This window comes from Sphingobium abikonense NBRC 16140 (genome assembly GCF_001598335.1).
Classification (GTDB): Bacteria; Pseudomonadota; Alphaproteobacteria; order Sphingomonadales; family Sphingomonadaceae; genus Sphingobium; species Sphingobium abikonense.
This window is the reverse complement of record NZ_BCYT01000006.1, coordinates 145,399-162,586: the sequence shown is the minus strand read 5'-3', so window position 1 is coordinate 162,586 and position 17,188 is coordinate 145,399. Positions and strand designations below refer to the sequence as shown.

General features: G+C 64.0%; 10 protein-coding genes. 8 read left to right on the top strand and 2 right to left on the bottom strand.

Annotation, left to right across the window (positions count from 1 at the left end):
* The 4 genes from SAB01S_RS09400 (at position 1) to SAB01S_RS09385 (ending at position 11,910) form a co-directional block, all read left to right on the top strand.
* Positions 1–1,068: a LacI family DNA-binding transcriptional regulator gene (locus SAB01S_RS09400; protein ID WP_062732775.1), complete on the top strand. Its 1,068-nt coding sequence runs from the start codon at positions 1–3 to the stop codon at positions 1,066–1,068.
* The gene (locus tag SAB01S_RS09395) at positions 1,061–2,263 is read left to right on the top strand and encodes an MFS transporter (RefSeq protein WP_062732774.1); all 1,203 of its coding nucleotides are present in this window, start codon (positions 1,061–1,063) and stop codon (positions 2,261–2,263) included. Before SAB01S_RS09400 ends, SAB01S_RS09395 begins: the two co-directional genes overlap by 8 nt.
* Positions 2,264–2,326: 63 nt before the next feature.
* On the top strand, positions 2,327–4,753 hold the full coding sequence (locus SAB01S_RS09390; protein ID WP_062732773.1) for a glycoside hydrolase family 3 protein: 2,427 nt from the start codon (positions 2,327–2,329) through the stop codon (positions 4,751–4,753).
* A gap of 182 nt (positions 4,754–4,935) precedes the next feature.
* Positions 4,936–11,910 carry an autotransporter domain-containing protein gene (locus tag SAB01S_RS09385; protein WP_169802557.1) on the top strand — a complete coding sequence of 2,325 codons (6,975 nt, stop codon included), beginning with the start codon at positions 4,936–4,938 and terminating at the stop codon, positions 11,908–11,910.
* 11 nt (positions 11,911–11,921) lie between these two features.
* Here SAB01S_RS09385 and SAB01S_RS09380 read toward each other — a convergent pair whose 3' ends face one another.
* Positions 11,922–12,806 (bottom strand): LysR family transcriptional regulator, encoded by an 885-nt coding sequence (locus tag SAB01S_RS09380; RefSeq protein WP_021227234.1) that lies wholly within the window; start codon positions 12,804–12,806, stop codon positions 11,922–11,924.
* A 95-nt stretch (positions 12,807–12,901) separates the two neighbouring features.
* Between SAB01S_RS09380 and SAB01S_RS09375 the strand changes: the two genes are divergently transcribed.
* The 4 genes from SAB01S_RS09375 (at position 12,902) to SAB01S_RS09360 (ending at position 16,190) form a co-directional block, all read left to right on the top strand.
* Positions 12,902–14,401, top strand: coding sequence for a CoA-acylating methylmalonate-semialdehyde dehydrogenase (locus SAB01S_RS09375; protein WP_062732771.1), 1,500 nt, complete (start codon positions 12,902–12,904; stop codon positions 14,399–14,401).
* Between the two features lie 83 nt (positions 14,402–14,484).
* Positions 14,485–15,237, top strand: a complete 753-nt coding sequence (yaaA, locus tag SAB01S_RS09370) for a peroxide stress protein YaaA (protein ID WP_062732770.1) — start codon at positions 14,485–14,487, stop codon at positions 15,235–15,237.
* Entirely contained in the window at positions 15,216–15,932 is a 717-nt protein-coding gene (locus tag SAB01S_RS09365) for an SDR family NAD(P)-dependent oxidoreductase (RefSeq protein ID WP_439646665.1), read from the top strand. The genes yaaA and SAB01S_RS09365 overlap by 22 nt, the downstream gene beginning before the upstream one ends.
* A gap of 69 nt (positions 15,933–16,001) precedes the next feature.
* The gene (locus SAB01S_RS09360; RefSeq protein ID WP_062732769.1) at positions 16,002–16,190 is read left to right on the top strand and encodes a hypothetical protein; all 189 of its coding nucleotides are present in this window, start codon (positions 16,002–16,004) and stop codon (positions 16,188–16,190) included.
* Between the two features lie 10 nt (positions 16,191–16,200).
* On the opposite strand, the gene SAB01S_RS09355 is transcribed toward SAB01S_RS09360, so the two are convergent.
* Positions 16,201–17,139: a cation diffusion facilitator family transporter gene (locus SAB01S_RS09355; RefSeq protein WP_062732768.1), complete on the bottom strand. Its 939-nt coding sequence runs from the start codon at positions 17,137–17,139 to the stop codon at positions 16,201–16,203.
* Positions 17,140–17,188: the final 49 nt, after the last annotated feature.

Genomic DNA, 17,188 nt, shown 5'->3' with positions numbered 1-17,188 from the left:
ATGGCGCGGCGGCGGCTGGCGGTCACCATCAAGCATGTTGCTGCCGACGCCCAGGTGTCGCTGCAGACGGTCAGCCGCGTCATCAACAATGAACCCAACGTCCGCCCCGAAATGCGGGAACGGGTGCAGGCGTCGATCGACCGGCTGGGCTATGTCCCCTCGATCGCCGCCCAGCGGATGAGCGGATCGCGATCCTATCTCATTCTGGCGCTCAACGATCGAGAACGCACCATCGCCGACTGGCGCGCGCGGCAGGGCACCGACTGGGTCGATCAGATGCTGCTGGGCGGCATGCTCGAATGCGCGGAGCATGGCTATCGCCTGATCTTCGAGCTGGTCGACACGCATGAGGATCATCTGGAGCGCGAACTGGGCGCCGCGCTCGCCGCGCTTCAGCCCGACGGCGCGATCCTGACGCCGCCCCATAGTGACAATCAGGAAATATTGCGCATCCTCGCCCGCCACCATGTCCCCTATGCCCGCATCGGCGCACTGGGGGAGGAGGATGGTCCCTGTCCCCCCGGCGTGCGGGTGTCGATGGATGACGAAGGCGCGGCGCGACTGGCGACGCGGCACCTGCTGGCGCTTGGGCATCGCCGCATCGGCTTTATCGCCGGGCCGGCGGAATATCGGCTGGCGGGATGGCGCGTCGATGGCTGGCGCGCGGAAATGACCGCAGCGGACCTCCCCTGCGACGGGCTGCTGGAAGCGGGGGATTTCAGCTATGCCTCGGGCGCGCGCGCGGCGCGCGCACTGCTGGGTCGCGAAGCACCGCCCACCGCCATCATCGCCAGCAATGACCAGATGGCGCTCGCCACCATCGAAGCGGCGCGCGACGCCGGGCTGGACATTCCGTACGACCTGTCGGTCGTCAGTTTCGACAATACCCCGCTCGTCCGCTTCACCACCCCGCCGCTCACCGCCGTGGACCAGCCGATCGCGCAAACCACCGCGACCGCAGTCCGCCTGCTCATCCAGGCCCAGCGCGATGGCGCGCCCCCCCCGCCGCCGGTCCTGCTGCCTATGTCCCTTGTCGAGCGCGGATCGACCGCCGCACCGCGTGACTGATCGCGCCCTGCGCGTCGGCGGCTGGGGCTTTCTGCCGCTTTACGCTCTGGCCTGGGCGGGCGCGGCGATCGCCTATACGCCTTTTCTCACCATCCTTTTGCCCGTCCGCATAGAAATGATCGCCGGCCCCGCCAGCGTCCATTGGCTTGCCGTCACGACATTCATCGGCGCGATTGCCGCCAGCATTGCCAACATCCTGTTCGGCTGGGCCAGCGACCGCAGCGGCACGCGGCGTCCCTGGGTATTGGCCGGGCTCTTGCTGTCGGGCGGGCTGCTGATGCTGGTGCCACATGCCACCACCTTGCCCGTCCTCACCGCGCTCATCATTGGATGGCAGGTGGCGCTCAACATGATGCTGGGGCCACTCGCCGCCTGGGCTGGCGATGTCGTGCCCGACCGGCACAAGGGACTGCTGGGCGGACTGCTCGCCTTTGCGCCGGCGTGCGGCGCGTTGACCGGCGCGCTGGTGACGATCCCCGGCCTTGCCGACCCGTCCGCGCGGCTGGCATGGGTCGCCGCCATCACCGCCGCCTGCATCGCGCCAATCATCCTCTTGGGCGCAGGCCGCGCGCCGGGACAGGAGACGCAAAGCCCGGCCCAGGCAGCGGCGCCCATTCCGATGCTGCGCGCAATGGCCACCCGCATGTGGTTCGCCCGGCTGCTCATCCAGATTTCCGAAGCCGCGCTCTTTGCCTATCTTTATGTCTGGCTGCGCGGCATTGACGCCGGGTTCGGCGACGCTGGCGTCGCCCGGCTGCTCGCGATCGTCCTGCTGCTCGCCGCGCCGGCGGCTCTTGCGGCCGGCTACGCCGCCGACGCCAGGCGCCGTCCGACGTTACCGCTGCAAATCTCCGCGGTGGTGGGCGCGGTCGGGCTGGCGCTGATGGCGCTCGCCACAACAGGCGGCACGGCCGCTGCGGGCTTCTTGATCTTTGGCATATCAAGCAACATCTTCCTCGCCCTGCACAGCGCACAGACACTGCGCGTTCTGCCAGATGCGCGTTATCGCGGGCGCGACCTTGGCCTTTTCAATCTAACCAACACGGTGCCCTCGCTCATCATGCCCTCGCTGACGCTGGGCCTCGTGCCGGTGCTGGGCTTCCCGGCGCTCTTTGCCGTCATGGCGCTGCTGGCGCTCGGCGCAGCCTGGATGCTGCGCGGCGTTTCCATCGGCGCAGCCGATCGGCAGGCTTGATTTTCCCGCGTCAAGGTGACAGGACGAAGTATTGAGAACGTTCACAAGATAAAGTCAGGAAGGATGTCCATGCGCTTCGCCGCCCTGTTCCTCACCAGCGCACTTGCGCTTACCGGCGCGGCATCCGCGCAGCAGGCGCCCGTGGTGGCCGCCGCCGCCCGCGCCAATCCGGCCGCTTGGCCAAAGGCGCACAGCCCCGCAGCCATCACCGACGCGGCCACCGAAAGGGCGATCGATGCGCTTCTCGCCCGCATGACCATCGAACAGAAGGTCGGGCAGGTTGTGCAGGGCGACATCAGTTCCGTCACGCCAGCCGACCTTGCGCGCTACCCGCTCGGCTCCATCCTCGCCGGCGGCAATAGCGGCCCCTATGGCGATGAACGGGCCGACGCCGCCACCTGGGCCAGGATGGTCGGCGACTATCGCGCCGCCTCGCTCAAGGCGGGCGCCGGCATCCCCATCCTCTTTGGCGTTGACGCCGTGCATGGCCACAGCAATGTGCCGGGCGCGACCATCTTTCCGCACAATATCGGCCTTGGCGCGACCCATGATCCCGACCTTATTCACCGCATCGGCCAGGCGACCGCCGCCGAAATCGCCGGGTCCGGGATCGAATGGACCTTCGCGCCCACGCTCGCTGTGCCGCAGGATCTGCGCTGGGGCCGCAGCTATGAAGGCTATGCCGCCGATCCCGCCCTCGTGAAATCCTATGCCACCGCCATGGTCGACGGGCTTCAGGGCAAGCTGATGCCAGGCAAACCGCTCGGGTCCCTGCGCGTCGCCGCCACCGCCAAGCATTTTCTTGCCGATGGCGGGACGAAGAATGGCAAGGATCAGGGCGACGCCCAGATTTCCGAATCCGACCTGATCCGCACCCACGCCCAGGGCTATCCCGCCGCCATCGACGCGGGCGCGCTGACCGTCATGGCCAGTTTCTCCAGCTGGAACGGCGTCAAGAACCATGGCAATCCGACCCTGCTGACCGATGTGCTGAAAGGCCGCATGGGGTTTGAAGGGCTGATCGTGGGCGACTGGAACGGCCATGGCCAGATTCCTGGCTGCACTGTCACCGATTGCGCCGCCGCGCTGAACGCGGGGCTGGACCTCTATATGGCGCCCGACAGCTGGAAGGGCCTGTTCGACAGCCTCGTGCGCGACGTGCGCGCGGGCAAGGTGTCGCAGGCGCGGCTCGACGATGCCGTCCGCCGCAACTTGCGCGTCAAATATAAGCTTGGCCTGATGGGCAAGACGCAGGTCGAACGCGGCGACCCGGCGCAGCTTGGCGCGCCCGACCACCTTGCCATCGCCCGTGAAGCCGTGGCCAAATCGCTGGTGCTGCTCAAGAATGAGGGGTCGGTGCTGCCGATCAAGCCCGGCGCGAAGGTTCTGGTGGCGGGCGCTGGCGCCGACAATATGGCGATGCAGGCGGGCGGCTGGACCATCACTTGGCAGGGGACCGACACCACCGCCGCCGATTTCCCGCGCGGCCAGACGATCGGCCGGGCGATCGTCGACGCCGTCACCGCCACTGGCGGCAGCGCGCACATCGACGCTGCGGGCGATGCGCAGGACAGGCCCGACGTCGCCATCATCGTCTTTGGCGAACAGCCCTATGCCGAATTTCAGGGGGACGCGGAAAATCTGCTGTTCAAAAATGGCGACAAGGAATTGGCCATGCTCAAAGCCATGAGGGCGCGCGGCATCCCGACCGTCGCCGTCTTCCTGTCGGGCCGCCCGTTGTTCATGGGGCCGCAGATCAACGCCGCCGACGCCTTCGTCGCCGCCTGGCTGCCCGGCACGCAGGGCCAGGGTGTCGCCGACGTGCTGGTCGCGGGCAAGGATGGCAAGAGCGCGCGCGACTTCACCGGCCGCCTGCCCTTCGCCTGGCCCGCGGACGCGCGCTCCCCCGTCGCCGCGCCGCTTTTCCCGATGGGCTATGGCCTCGACTATGCCCACCCCCATGCGCAAGGACCGGTCAACGAAGACCCGAAGGTCACGCAAGGCCCCGCCGCCAGCGACAGCCTGTTCCTGCGCACCGGCAAGGTGGTCGATCCCTGGCGGCTCGGCATCGACAGCAGCGTGTCGGCCCGCGCCGTCGACGTCTCCGCGCAGGAGGACGCGCGTCAGTTCGTCTGGACCGGCCCCGGCGCCATCGCGATCGACGGCCCGCCCGTCGACATGACGCGGCAGTTGAACGGCGCCTTCGCCCTGCGCATCGACTGGCGCGTCGACGCCGCTAAGGGCGCGCCGATCACGCTGAGCCTGGGCGGCGCGCGCCTCGACATCAGCGCCAAGGTGGCGGCGCTGCCGGTTGGCCAGCCATCCAGCCTGATCGTCCCCCTGCGCTGCTTTGCCGACGCCGGCGCGACCTTCGACGCGGTGGGCACGCCGCTGCGTCTGTCGGCGAACGCAGGCCTGTCGGTCAGCATCCGCTCGATCCTGACCGAAGGCGTCAGCGAAACCCCCGCCTGCCCGCCTGTCGTCAAATAGGCCCCAGCAAAGGTAACGACGGGATCGCCGGCAGCACGCGGTTCCGTCGCTCCGCCCCTTAGGAAGAGCCGCCAATGACGTTGCGATAGTTAGAAATTTGTCACTCGACAGGGCCACTGCACTTCGGCAGGTCATAGGCTGGGGATGGCGTTCGCATGGACGCCGAAGCGGGGGCATTTTCGATGGTTACAAATACTCTGGCGCGGTTTGGCGTGTCGCTGATCGCGCTGTCCGCTGCGAGCGCTGCGGGCGCGCAATGCGCGCCAAACTTTTCGGTCGAAACGTCCCCGGTCACCTGCACCGGCGCTGATACAGATGGGCTGACGATTACCACTAACGAGGTAGCGATCAGAGTTATGGAAGGTGCCTCCATAGCCCCGCGACCCGATGGGCTTGGCAGCATTGTCCTAAAGGCCAAGGACGATTTCCTGCAAGCGTATCTGTATAATGCTGGCTCAATCCGCTCCGACAAAGGCGCGGCAATAACGGCTGTCAACCGCCCCGGCCGCGAAGGCTTTGCGGTCTTGAGCAATCAGCATGGTGGAGAAATCATCGGGAGCAATGGCGCCATCGCGGTGATCGTCAATTCCCTGTATAATGATGGCTTGATCGACGGCGGCGCCGGCAGCGCCTACGGCTTCGGCTCCAGCGGCGGAACCTATTTCTTTCCTGCGTTCATTCGGAACAGCGGCACGATGCGCAATAACAGCGATATCGGCACGATCGATCTGGCGTTCGGCAGCCCCTATCTCTTGAATACAGGCCGCATCATAAATGCCGGCAACGGTCCAGTCTATGACAGCGGGACAGAAAGCCTGTCCGTAGCTAACGAGGCGGGCGCCATCATCAGCACGCAGGGCGCCGTGGCGCTGCGCAGCGCCTTCCAGCTTAATCTATATAACAAGGGCACGATCACCGGGTCGGTCATCGGCGGATCGGGCTTTTCCGACTATATCGATACGAGATCAGGCATGATCGACGGCGACGTTCGGCTGAACGACGGTGACGATATCCTTGTTGCCGCCTTCGGCGCGGGCGGCCGCGTCAGCAACATCAGCGGACAGATTGATGGCGGCGCGGGTAACGACATTCTGTCCTTGACCGTCAGCGGCGATCAGGTGGTCAATCGCGCAATCAAGGCCTCGGGCTTTGAACGGCTTCAATTTCATTTGACCGACAACGCCAGTCTCTCACTCGCGCAAGCCAAAGCCCCGCCGGGCGGTTATGAGGTGGGAGGCAATGGGACGCTCGTCATGGCGAGCGATATGGATCAGCTTGGGCCAATCGTGACCGGATCCTCTATTCAGTCCAACTATGGTGAGGGCGGACTGACCTTTGAGAATGATCACGCGCTGCGTGCCACCCTCGACGAAACATACGAGACAGCCGTTTCGTTGAGCCTCGTTGCGGGAACCAACACGGGTTTGATCAAGGCGATAGGCGGCGGCGGTGCCAGCTTTAGCATGAACCAGGAAGGTGTCTTTACCAATAGCGGCACGATAGAGGCCGATGGCGTGGCGCTGACAATCGCCGGCAGCCTCGTGAATGATGGCACTATCCGCTCCCTCAACGACATCGGTCTCGTCAATTATCTGGGCGGCGGAGGCGTGCGAACCCGAACCTCTATCAATAATGGCGTGATTGAAGGCCGGGGTCAGGGCGCATCTATTTCTTCGATCGTCTTCGTCAATACCGGCACCATCACCGCTAGCGAAGGCGCCGCCATCGGCATGGATGGCGCCCTGCTGGACAATCGCGCGGGCGGCATCATTCGCGGTCATGGCACCGCGATCAAAGGCTATTATGACGAACGCATCCTCAACGCCGGTCTGATCGACGGCGATGTCGATTTGAGCCGATCGACCTGGGACCCGGGCCTGTTTGTCGATAGGGGCGGCACCGTGACCGGCAATCTGCGTCTTGGGACGGCGGACGATTATTATTTCACGACCCTGGCGCGGGGAACATCCGGGGTCAGCGGCGTCATTGATCCCGGCGATGGTAATGACAGCCTGGTATTCCTAATCGGGGCCGACACCCAGACGGCGGTGCCGAACCTTGGCTCTTTTGAAAAGCTGGGCTTTGAACTCAGTGGCGGCGCAGCGCTCACCCTGACCGGCACCGTATCCGGCCTCCGTTTTTCCGGTGACGGCAGCGTCGATCTCTATGCAGATATTGTGAGCACGCGGCCCGACCTGATTCTCGTTGGCGCACCGACACTGGATCGCTTGCTCGACCCCACTGCAGCCACAACGGGCGATTTGTCCGTCGTCAGTCATGGCGCCATCCGCTTCACTCCCGCACCGGGAGAATATCTGTTCGAACCGATTGTCCGACTGACCGGTCCAAGCGGCTATCAATATTTCCCGGATGATCGAACCGTTTCGTTCGAAAATGCCGGCTCCATCTCGTCATCAGGCGCAACCGCGATCGGCGGCGTCGGCAATGTTCATAACAGCGGCCTGATAGAGGTTGACCAGGCCACCGCCATATCGGGAGCCTACGGACTGTCCTACTGGGACGAGTATCAGGCGATGAACAGCGGAACCATCCGCCAGTTGGCGGGCGGAAACCTGTCAGGCGGCATTTACGGTTTCCGACACGTCATCAACAGCGGTACGATCGATACCGATCGGTTCGCGGTCTGGCTGGGCGAATATAGCTCCACTTTGGTCAACTCGGGCTTGCTGCGCAGCGCCAGCGAAGCGGCCGTGATCGCGTCGGGCTACGCGCAGATCGACAATCAAGAGAGCGGCCATATTGAAGCGGGCGAAGGCGGCGTGGCGGTCGACCTTTCCCGCGGGTCGGGCATAGTGCGCAATGCCGGCGCCATTGTGGGTACCGTTAATTTTCGAAGCGACGATTACGGCTACTCGCCCAGCGCCTACATCGGCGGCGGGATGGTCACCGGCGATGTGCTCTTTGGTTCCGGTAATGACATCTTCGTTCAGGTCGGCGCCGACACCGGCGTCAGCGGACGAATTGATGGCGGCGGCGGCGAAAATATGTTCGCCCATCTGTATGAGACTGATAGCGTCATCGACCTTGGCCAGCATCTCATGCAGAGCTTCGCATATGACTATATAGGAGCAGCGACTGGCGTTACAGTGACCATCAATTCGGCCTCTGACGCGATGACGCGAGTTTTTGTGGGTGGTGAGGGAACGGTCGTCAACCGCACGACGATCAATGAGAATGTTACCTCAGACTACAGCTTCTATTTATACAGTCTGTTTTTGCCTGAATTGGCAAACCAGCTGAACATGTTTGTTAATGAAGGTACGCTGAATGAAGGCGTCTTTATCATCGGAAACACCGTCATAAATAACGGGATTGTGCGACGCGACGACCAATTTTACTCTGTCACCGTTAATCAATACTCTCAATCCGGTGAATTTAACTTCGTTAATTCAGGAGAGATTTTTTCTGGCTTATATGGTTACGCCGTTGATTTAAGTGGAATTAACGTGACTAATTTCCACGCCGAAAATAGCGGCACAATCGACGGGCGGATGAGTGTTACTGCATTGCTTGATCCGGCGATGGGTGGCGAAGCCGTCATCCAGAACAGCGGAGTGATCCGTAGTAGCTGGGCGACAGCACTCAGCCTCGGTAATATCTATTATCCAGATGCCGGAAGCGGCCATTATCGTGTGAACAACAGCGGGGTGATTGAATCGGGGGGGTTGGCTCCGCGTACCATCGACCTGGCATTCAGCTTCGGCAGCGCCGATGTGATGGTCGATTTGGTCAATAGCGGCTCGATCCGCGTAACCGGGTCCGGGACCAGAACGCATTATTTCGACTGGGACTATCAAACAATTCCAGTCAGCGAACCGGCTGCCGCCATTTCATTCTGGGGCACGGGCACGACACCGTTTAGCCTCACCAACGAAGCCGATGGCCTCATCGAATCGACCGGGACCCTGTCCACTGCAATCCTGGTGCAGGACGCGGCGCTGACGCTCGACAATGCCGGCACCATCATGGGCGGACCGGGCACCAAGCTGGCATCCAACGATTTTCTCTCGCTCCAGCTTGGAAATCCCTATCTTGCAGGTGCAGTCCAGACCGTGGGTGACGCCGCGGACAGCATCACGAACAGCGGCACCATCATGGGATCGATCGATCTGGCAGGCGGCAACGACAGCATTGTCAATCGCGGCACGATTATCGGCGACGTCTATCTGCGTGACGGCGACGACAGCTTCCTCCAGCTTGCCAGCGCGGTGATGCAGGGCATCGTCGATGGCGGCGCAGGCACGGACAGTTTCATCGTCGACGCAACCGGCGGCGGCACCATCAACGCCGACAACTTCGCCAATTTTGAACGCTTCACCCAAATCGGCAACGGCGACGTCACCTACACCGGCACCTTCTCTTTCGACACGATCGGGTTGGATGGTGGCACCATCGTCGTGAAGGCCGGGGAAACGCTCAGCACAGCCGGCGCCATCACCATTACAGGTGGCGCGGGCGACGACATGGTACGCAATGCAGGAACGATCGCCAGCGGCATTGATCTTGCAAGCGGCAATGACAGCATCTTCAATGCAGGCGTCATCGGCGGTGCGGTCTGGCTGGGCGCAGGGGATGACAATTTCACCGAAGAGTCCGGCAGCAAAGTCGCCGGAATGATCGACGGCGGCGCCGGCATTGATCTGTATCGCGTCATCCTGGCCGGTGATCGATCCGGCCTGGGCGCGCAGTCGGATTTTGAGCGGCTTGCGGTTGAAGGCGACGGGACGCTCGCCCTCGCGCTGGCGCAGGGCTATGACGATATTCAGCTTGTCGGCACCGGGTTGGATCTCACCACCAACGGCCATTTCGTCGGGCAGTTGAACGGCAGTGACGCAGCCGAGACGGCATGGGTCACCGGCGACGTGGCGCGCATATCGCTCGGGGCGGGCAATGACATGCTCGGCCTGTCCCTTATGCGCGCTGCCGGCCGCTACGACGGTGGCGCAGGCACCGATAGCTTGTCCTTCATCGCGGGAGGCCCCGTCACGCTTGCGGGCGTCGTAACGGGTTTTGAAACGATCAATCTCGTGGGCGGGACGATGGTCGTGACTGGACGACTGGGCGCGACGGACGATACCATCCACTTCGGCGACAACAGCGAAACCTTGGACATAGCAACCGGCGGCGGCTTGCTCGGCCATATCGACATGGGCGCCGGCGACGATAGCGTGAGTCTCGCGGATGGCGCCTTTTGGCAGGGTGTCCTGTCGGGTGGCGCGGGACGCGACAGCCTGACCCTGTCCGTCAAGGCGGATCAGACGCTTTCCGGCGATCGCATTGCCGATTTCGAAATCCTTTCGACTTCCGGCGGAGGCAGTCTGACGCTTGCGGGCACGTTCATGCTTGAAAAGATGGACAGCGGTGGCGACCTGACGATCGCGGCCGATGCGTCCCTCGTCGCCGACCGGCTCGATTTCGACCAGGGCGATGATGATTTCCGCATCGCCGGACGCTTTGCCGGCGCGGTGGATGGCGGTGGCGGTATCAACCGCATCGCGATCGATACGAGCAGCGCCGATCCGGCCGTACGTTTCACCTCTGTCAGCAATATTGCGTCGCTGGATGTCGCCAAGGGCACGGCCACCGTCGCAGGTGACGCATCCTTCGGCGCAGTCGATCTCCATGGCGGCCGGCTCGCGGGCCTTGCCGGCTCCACCATCCGCGCCAGCAGCATCGTCGTGCGGAACGAAGCGTCCTTCGGGTCGGTCGGCACGGTAGCGGCCGACATTCTGGTCGGCGGAACGCTCCGCTTGGGCGCTACGCCTGGCGTCATGACCATTACAGGTGATCTTGGCCTGGCCTCCGGATCGGTCACGCAGCTTCTGATCGGACAGGCGGCCTCGGACCAGATTCACATATCCGGGGCCTTGACCATCGCCGACGGGGCGACCCTTTCGCTCGAAACCATCGAACAAATCCGGCCCGGAACCACCATTGAACTGATAACCGCCGCAGGCGGCATTACGGGTCGCTACACGACAGTCGTCAAGCCCGACGATCTGTTCGGCTTCATCGTCCAGGATGATGAACGCATTCGTCTGCTTGGCCAGTTCATGAACGACGCGCGTTTCAACCCGCAGGTTCAGCGCGCAATCGACTATACCAACAGCGTGATCGGGACGGATGGGGCCAGCGACGCGCTGGTCGATGCCCTGCCCATCCTGGCGACGTCGACTGGAGCGTCCAACCCCCCCGCCTTCGCCCGCCTGACGGCCGAACCCTATGCGGCTGCCACGCAACTGGGCGTCGACAACGGTCTGGCGATCGTCGATGCCACCCGCTCGATCACGCAATTTTCATCCAGCGACACGCCGCGTCTCTATGGCATCGGCCAGTATCTGGGCGGTCTTGGCCGCATTGCGGCAGACGATCGAACCGGCACCGCCGCCACGCGATCCGACAGTCGAGGCCTGCTGGGCGGGTTGGGCATGGCGTCGGATCGATGGTCCGTCGCAGCCTATGGCGGCTATCTCGATTCCCGCCAGACGCTTTCGACTCTGGGATCACGCAATGATGGCGATGGCTGGTTTGCAGGTCTTGCCGCCAGCGCCACGCTCGGCCAGTTCCGCATCGACACGACGCTAGCCTATCACCGCATGGACATGGAGAGCGAGCGCGGGACGCCGTCCGGCGACCCTGCACATGGCCGGTTCCGGCTCAACAGCTGGATCGGCGCTCTCTCTTTTTCCTATGAAGCTCCCCTCGGCGACAGCTGGGTGGCAGCGCCAGATGTGGGGCTCACCTATATCGCGACAAAGCGCACCGCCGTAACGGAGGATCGTGCGAGTCCATGGGCGCTCGATGTCGCGAAGGACGATCATGACGCCCTCATTGCCTTGGGCGGCCTGCGCGTCAGCCATAGCCGCGCGTCAGACACCGCGGTCCGGCCTTTCGTCAGGCTGGGCGCGCAATATCAGATTCAGGGTCGCGGCGTTGATGCCTTGTCAGGTTTTGCCGGCATGGATCAAACATTGGTCACGCTCGGCGCCAGACGTGCGCGCCTTGTCGGGTCTGTCAGTGGCGGCGTGGAAGTGCGGGCAAGCGCCAATCTGTCGCTCTTTGCCAACGCATCCCAGACCTATAGCCAGGATGATCGCAGGGCATCGGCAAGCGTCGGCCTCAAATTCGCCTTCTGACGCTCTGCCCCCTATAAGCGCTCGCGCATCGCGTGGGCGACGGTGTCCAGCCAGTCGACCACCGCCCGCACGCGCGGCAGGCGTTGCAGGTCGGCGTGGATGACCAGCCAATAGCTGCGCCACACCTCCGCCTCGCCCGGCAGCAACCGGACGAGGCGGTCGTCGGCGTCAGCGGCAAACAGGTGCAGCACACCCAGGCCCAGTCCCGCCGCCACCGCCGATTGCTGCGCGGCGCTTGAACTGGCGCGAAAGGCAATCGGCGCGCCCGACACGATCTGGTCCAGCGCCATCATCTCTGGGAAGCCGGCCAGCTCCTCGATATAGGACACGAAGGCATGACGGCTAAGGTCCGCGCGGCTTTCGGGCAGGCCATGGCGGGCGACATAATCGCGCGAGGCATAGAGCCCCAGCCGATAGTCGGTCAGCTTGCGCGCCACCAGCCGCCCGCGCGGCGGCGGCTTCAGCATGACGGCGATGTCCGCCTCGCGCTTCGACAGGCTGGCGGCGCGGCTTTCCGACGCGAGCTCCAGCGTCAGCCGGCCATGCGCGTCGCGCAAAGAGCCGACATGGGGCGCGGCGAAATAGGCGGCGAAGGCTTCGGGTGTGGCCAGCCGCACCACACCTTCCACGTCGCGATCCCGGCCCGCCACGCTCGCGGCGGCGGCCAGCAATTCGCTTTCCACCCGCTCGGCATGGGGGACGAGCGCAAAGGCGGCGGGCGTGGGCGTGACCCCGCGCGGCGACCGGTCGAACAGGCGCGCCGCCAGCACGGTTTCCAAAGCGTTGATCCGCCGCGCCACCGTGCTGTGGTCGATTCCCGCCCGCCGCGCCGCCGCCAGCATGTTGCCTTCGCGCATCACCGCCAGGAACAGGCGCAGGTCATCGGAATTGAGCATGAGTATTTCCGCACAGCTGATGTGTTCCCATACCGGTATCGCTGCCAAACGGAAACGTCTATCATCCCCCTGAGAGACAAAGGAGAGGAACAGCCATGCGCTCCATCACCCATTTCATCCACGGTGCCGCCGCGTTGTCTACCGGCGGGCGCGCGTCCGACGTGCTCGATCCCTCGACCGGCGCGGTGCAGGCGCAGGTCCATCTGGGCGACGCCGCTTTGCTCGACCAGGCGATCGAGTCCGCGAAAAAGGCGCAGCCCGTCTGGGCCGCCGTCAATCCCCAGCGCCGCGCCCGCGTGCTGTTCCGCTACAAGGAACTGATCGAAGCGCATATGGACGAACTCGCCGCGCTCCTGTCGTCCGAACATGGCAAGGTGATCGCCGACGCCAAGGGCGATGTGCAGCGCGGGCTGGAGGTCGTGGAATTCGCCTGCGGCATCCCGCATCTGCTCAAGGGCGACTATACTCAAGGCGCAGGTCCGGGCATCGACGTTTATTCGATGCGCCAGCCGCTCGGTATCGTTGCGGGCATCACCCCGTTCAACTTCCCCGCCATGATCCCGCTGTGGATGGGCGCGATGGCGATTGCCTGCGGCAACGCCTTCATCCTCAAGCCCTCCGAACGCGATCCGTCGGTGCCGGTGCGCCTGGCGGAACTGGCGCTGGAAGCGGGCCTGCCCGAAGGCATTTTCAACGTCGTTCATGGTGACAAGGTCATGGTCGACGCGATCCTCGACCATCCCGATATCAAGGCGGTCAGCTTCGTCGGATCGTCCGACATCGCCAATTATGTCTATCAGCGCGCCGCCGCCAACGGCAAGCGCGCCCAGTGCATGGGCGGAGCCAAGAATCACGGCATCATCCTGCCCGACGCGGACATGGACCAGGCGGTGGCCGATATCGTCGGCGCGGCCTATGGCTCGGCGGGCGAACGCTGCATGGCGCTGCCGGTGGTGACGCCGGTCGGCGAAGCGACCGCGCAGGCGTTTCGCGACAAGCTGGTCGCCGCCATCGAAACGCTGCGTCCGGGCATCCCCAGCGACCCGCAGGCGCAATATGGCCCGCTCGTCACCGCCCAGCACAAGGCGCGCGTCGAAAGCTATATCCAGATGGCGGCAGATGAAGGCGCGGAAATCGTGGTCGACGGCCGCGGCTTCTCGCTTCAGGGCTATGAGGAAGGCTTCTACCTCGCCCCCACCCTGATCGACCGGGTAACGCCGCAGATGAAAAGCTATCAGGACGAAATCTTCGGTCCCGTGCTTCAGATCCTGCGCGCCGAAACCTTCGAGGAAGCGCTCAGCTATCCGACCAACCACCAATATGGCAATGGCGTCGCCATCTTCACCCGCAACGGCGATTATGCGCGCCGCTTCGCCGCCGATGTCGAAGTCGGCATGGTCGGCATCAACGTGCCGATCCCGGTGCCGGTCGCCTATCACAGCTTTGGCGGCTGGAAGCGGTCTGGCTTTGGCGATCTCGACCAATATGGCGAGGATGGCGTGCGGTTCTACACCCGCACAAAGAAAATCACGCAGCGCTGGCCCTCGGGCGGCGCGGTGATCGACCAGAGCTTCGTCATCCCGACGATGAAGTAAGGCGGCAAGGGGGGCGCGCGCCGATGGCCGCGCCCCCTTCGATTTGTTTGACGCGGGCGGCGACGCGCCGTAACGGCCATCGCATGATCGCGCTGCTCTCCCCCGCCAAGACGCTCGATTTCGAGCGCACCCTGCCCCCGATTGAACCGACCGAGCCCCATTTTGCCGACGAAGCGCAGGGACTCGCCCGTTCGGCGTCGCGATTGAGCCAGAAGCGTTTGGCCGAACTCATGCATATTTCGCCCAAGCTGGCCAAGCTCAACGCCGACCGCTTTCGCGACTTTCCCGATCTGCCGCAGCGCCTTGCCCTGTTCGCCTTTGCCGGCGACGTCTATACCGGGTTCGAAGTCGACACGCTGGAGGAAGCGGGCATCGCCTTCGCGCAGGATCATGTCCGCATCCTATCAGGCCTTTATGGCCTGCTGCGCCCGCTCGACGCGATCCGCCCCTATCGCCTGGAAATGGGCACGCGCTGGGCGCCCCGGCACAAGGCGCTGACCGACTGGTGGGATGATCGCATCGCCACCTATCTGCGCGAAGAAATCGCGGCGGAGGGGTCAGGGGTGGTCCTCAACCTCGCCAGCCAGGAATATTTCGCCGCCGTGAAGGGCCGCCTGCCCGATGTGCGCATCATCGGCGTCGATTTTCGCGAACCCGGCCCCGACGGCCCGCGCTTCGTCAGCTTCCACGCTAAGAAGGCGCGCGGCATGATGGCGCGCTGGATGTGCGAACATCATGTCACCGACATCGACGCAATGCGCGGCTTCGACAGCGATGGCTATCTCTTCGATGCCGCCGAAAGCAGCGCCGACCAATGGCGCTTCGTCCGGTCATGAGCGGCGCGGCGGTCATCATCGGCGCGTCCGGCGGCATTGGCGGCGCCTTCCGCACGCTCCTGGAGGAGGAAGGCGCCTTTGACCAGATCCATGGTTTTGCCCGCTCCTTCGACGGCGCAAACCATATCGACCTGCTCGACGAAGCCAGCATCGCCGCCGCAGCGGCGCAGATCGCCAACGGCCCCGCGCCCATGCTGGTGCTTGTCGCTACCGGCCTGCTGCATGAAGGGGATCATGGACCGGAAAAGGCGCTGCGGGATCTCGACCCGCAATGGCTGGCGCGTACCTATGCCGTCAACGCCATCGGCCCGATGCTGGTCGCCAAGCATGTCCTGCCGCTGATGCCGCGCACCGGGCGTACCGTCTTTGCCGCCCTGTCGGCGCGGGTAGGGTCGATCAGCGACAATCGGCTGGGCGGCTGGCATGGCTATCGCGCGTCCAAGGCTGCGCTTAACATGATGATGCGCAATCTAGCGATCGAGGAAAAGCGCCGCAATGACCGTTCGGTCGTCGTGACACTGCATCCCGGCACCGTCGATACCGCCCTGTCCCGTCCGTTTCAGGCCAATGTCCCGGACGGACGCCTGTTCGACCCCGAACGCGCCGCAATGCAGCTGCTCGACGTGATCGAAGCGCTGAAGCCCGCCGACAGTGGCAAGCTGTTCGACTATCAGGGTGAGGAAATCCCGTTCTGATACCTCCGCCCCACTGGACCGTTTGCACCAGCCGGGATAAACCATGAAACCGGCGTTGAAGGGCATGGCATGGAACAGGCGGAGTTGCTGCGGCGCATATGGGGACGGGTCGAACTTTGCCGCCGGCTCGCCATCACCACCACCGATCCGCACACCGCCGACGCGCTCATCGAAATGGCGAATGAGGGGGAGGCCGACATTCGCCGATTGATGGATGAACCGACCCACGCCGCGATAATGCCACGGCCCACCCGATAGCCTGTCTGGCTCAGCCGATCACGCGCATGGCGTCCCGCGCCTTTTCCGGCCTGATATAGATGGACGACAGTTGCGGCATGGCTGCCTTCAGGCGCGTTTCGATCGCTTCGATCAGCACCTCGCCATCGCCCATCGATACGTCATCGGCAAAGTCGGCGCTGATCGCGACGAAGACGGAATCGGGCGCGGTATGGATCGTACGGACATGATTGACGGACTGGATGGCGTCATAGGTTTCCAGAAGCGCGCGGACCTGTGCGATTATGGCCGGGTCGGCGCTTTCGCCGATCAGCAGACCCTTGGCCTCGCGCGCCAGCAACAGCGCGACCAGCGCCAATATGCCGCCGATCACGATCGACGCCACCCCATCGACGCGCGCATCGCCGACATAATGGCTGACCGATACACCGATGCCGGCAACGACCAGCCCCAACAGCGCGGCGCTGTCTTCGAACAGGACGATGAACCCTGCCGGGTCCTTCGAGCGCCGCACTGCCGTCCACCAGGGCATATCGCCCCGCTTGGCGTCAAATTCGCGCACCGCAATCGTCCAGGACGTGCCCTCCAGCAATAGCGCAACGCCCAGCACGACGTAATTGATGGTCGGATCGCGCAGCGGCTCGGGCTGGCGGATATGAACGACGCCTTCATAGATCGACACGCCCGCGCCCAGCGCAAAGATCAATATGGCGACAATGAAGGCCCAGAAATAGAGTTCGCGTCCATAGCCAAAGGGATGGGCGCGGTCCGGCGCCTTGGCGGCGCGCCGCTGGCCATAGAGCAGCAGCAACTGATTGCCGGAATCGACCAGCGAATGGACGCCCTCGGTCAGCATGGACGATGATCCACTGATTCCGGCCGCGACGAACTTCGCGATGGCAATGCCGACATTGGCCGCCAACGCGCCGTAGAGAACAATATTGTCGCGAATGCCGCCCCCCTTCGCCATGGATCAGCGCCTAGGGCCAAGAGCGGGCGGGAACGGAACCGGAGCCATC

What these genes read in the sequence shown, in the direction of transcription:
- SAB01S_RS09365 (WP_439646665.1), top strand. Translation starts at nt 15,216, where the DNA reads ATGGCGCTTCGTCCGGTCATGAGCGGCGCGGCGGTCATCATCGGCGCG.
- SAB01S_RS09360 (WP_062732769.1), top strand. Translation starts at nt 16,002, where the DNA reads ATGGAACAGGCGGAGTTGCTGCGGCGCATATGGGGACGGGTCGAACTT.
- yaaA (WP_062732770.1), top strand. Translation starts at nt 14,485, where the DNA reads ATGATCGCGCTGCTCTCCCCCGCCAAGACGCTCGATTTCGAGCGCACC.
- SAB01S_RS09375 (WP_062732771.1), top strand. Translation starts at nt 12,902, where the DNA reads ATGCGCTCCATCACCCATTTCATCCACGGTGCCGCCGCGTTGTCTACC.
- SAB01S_RS09355 (WP_062732768.1), bottom strand. Translation starts at nt 17,139, where the DNA reads ATGGCGAAGGGGGGCGGCATTCGCGACAATATTGTTCTCTACGGCGCG.
- SAB01S_RS09400 (WP_062732775.1), top strand. Translation starts at nt 1, where the DNA reads ATGGCGCGGCGGCGGCTGGCGGTCACCATCAAGCATGTTGCTGCCGAC.
- SAB01S_RS09390 (WP_062732773.1), top strand. Translation starts at nt 2,327, where the DNA reads ATGTCCATGCGCTTCGCCGCCCTGTTCCTCACCAGCGCACTTGCGCTT.
- SAB01S_RS09385 (WP_169802557.1), top strand. Translation starts at nt 4,936, where the DNA reads ATGGTTACAAATACTCTGGCGCGGTTTGGCGTGTCGCTGATCGCGCTG.
- SAB01S_RS09380 (WP_021227234.1), bottom strand. Translation starts at nt 12,806, where the DNA reads ATGCTCAATTCCGATGACCTGCGCCTGTTCCTGGCGGTGATGCGCGAA.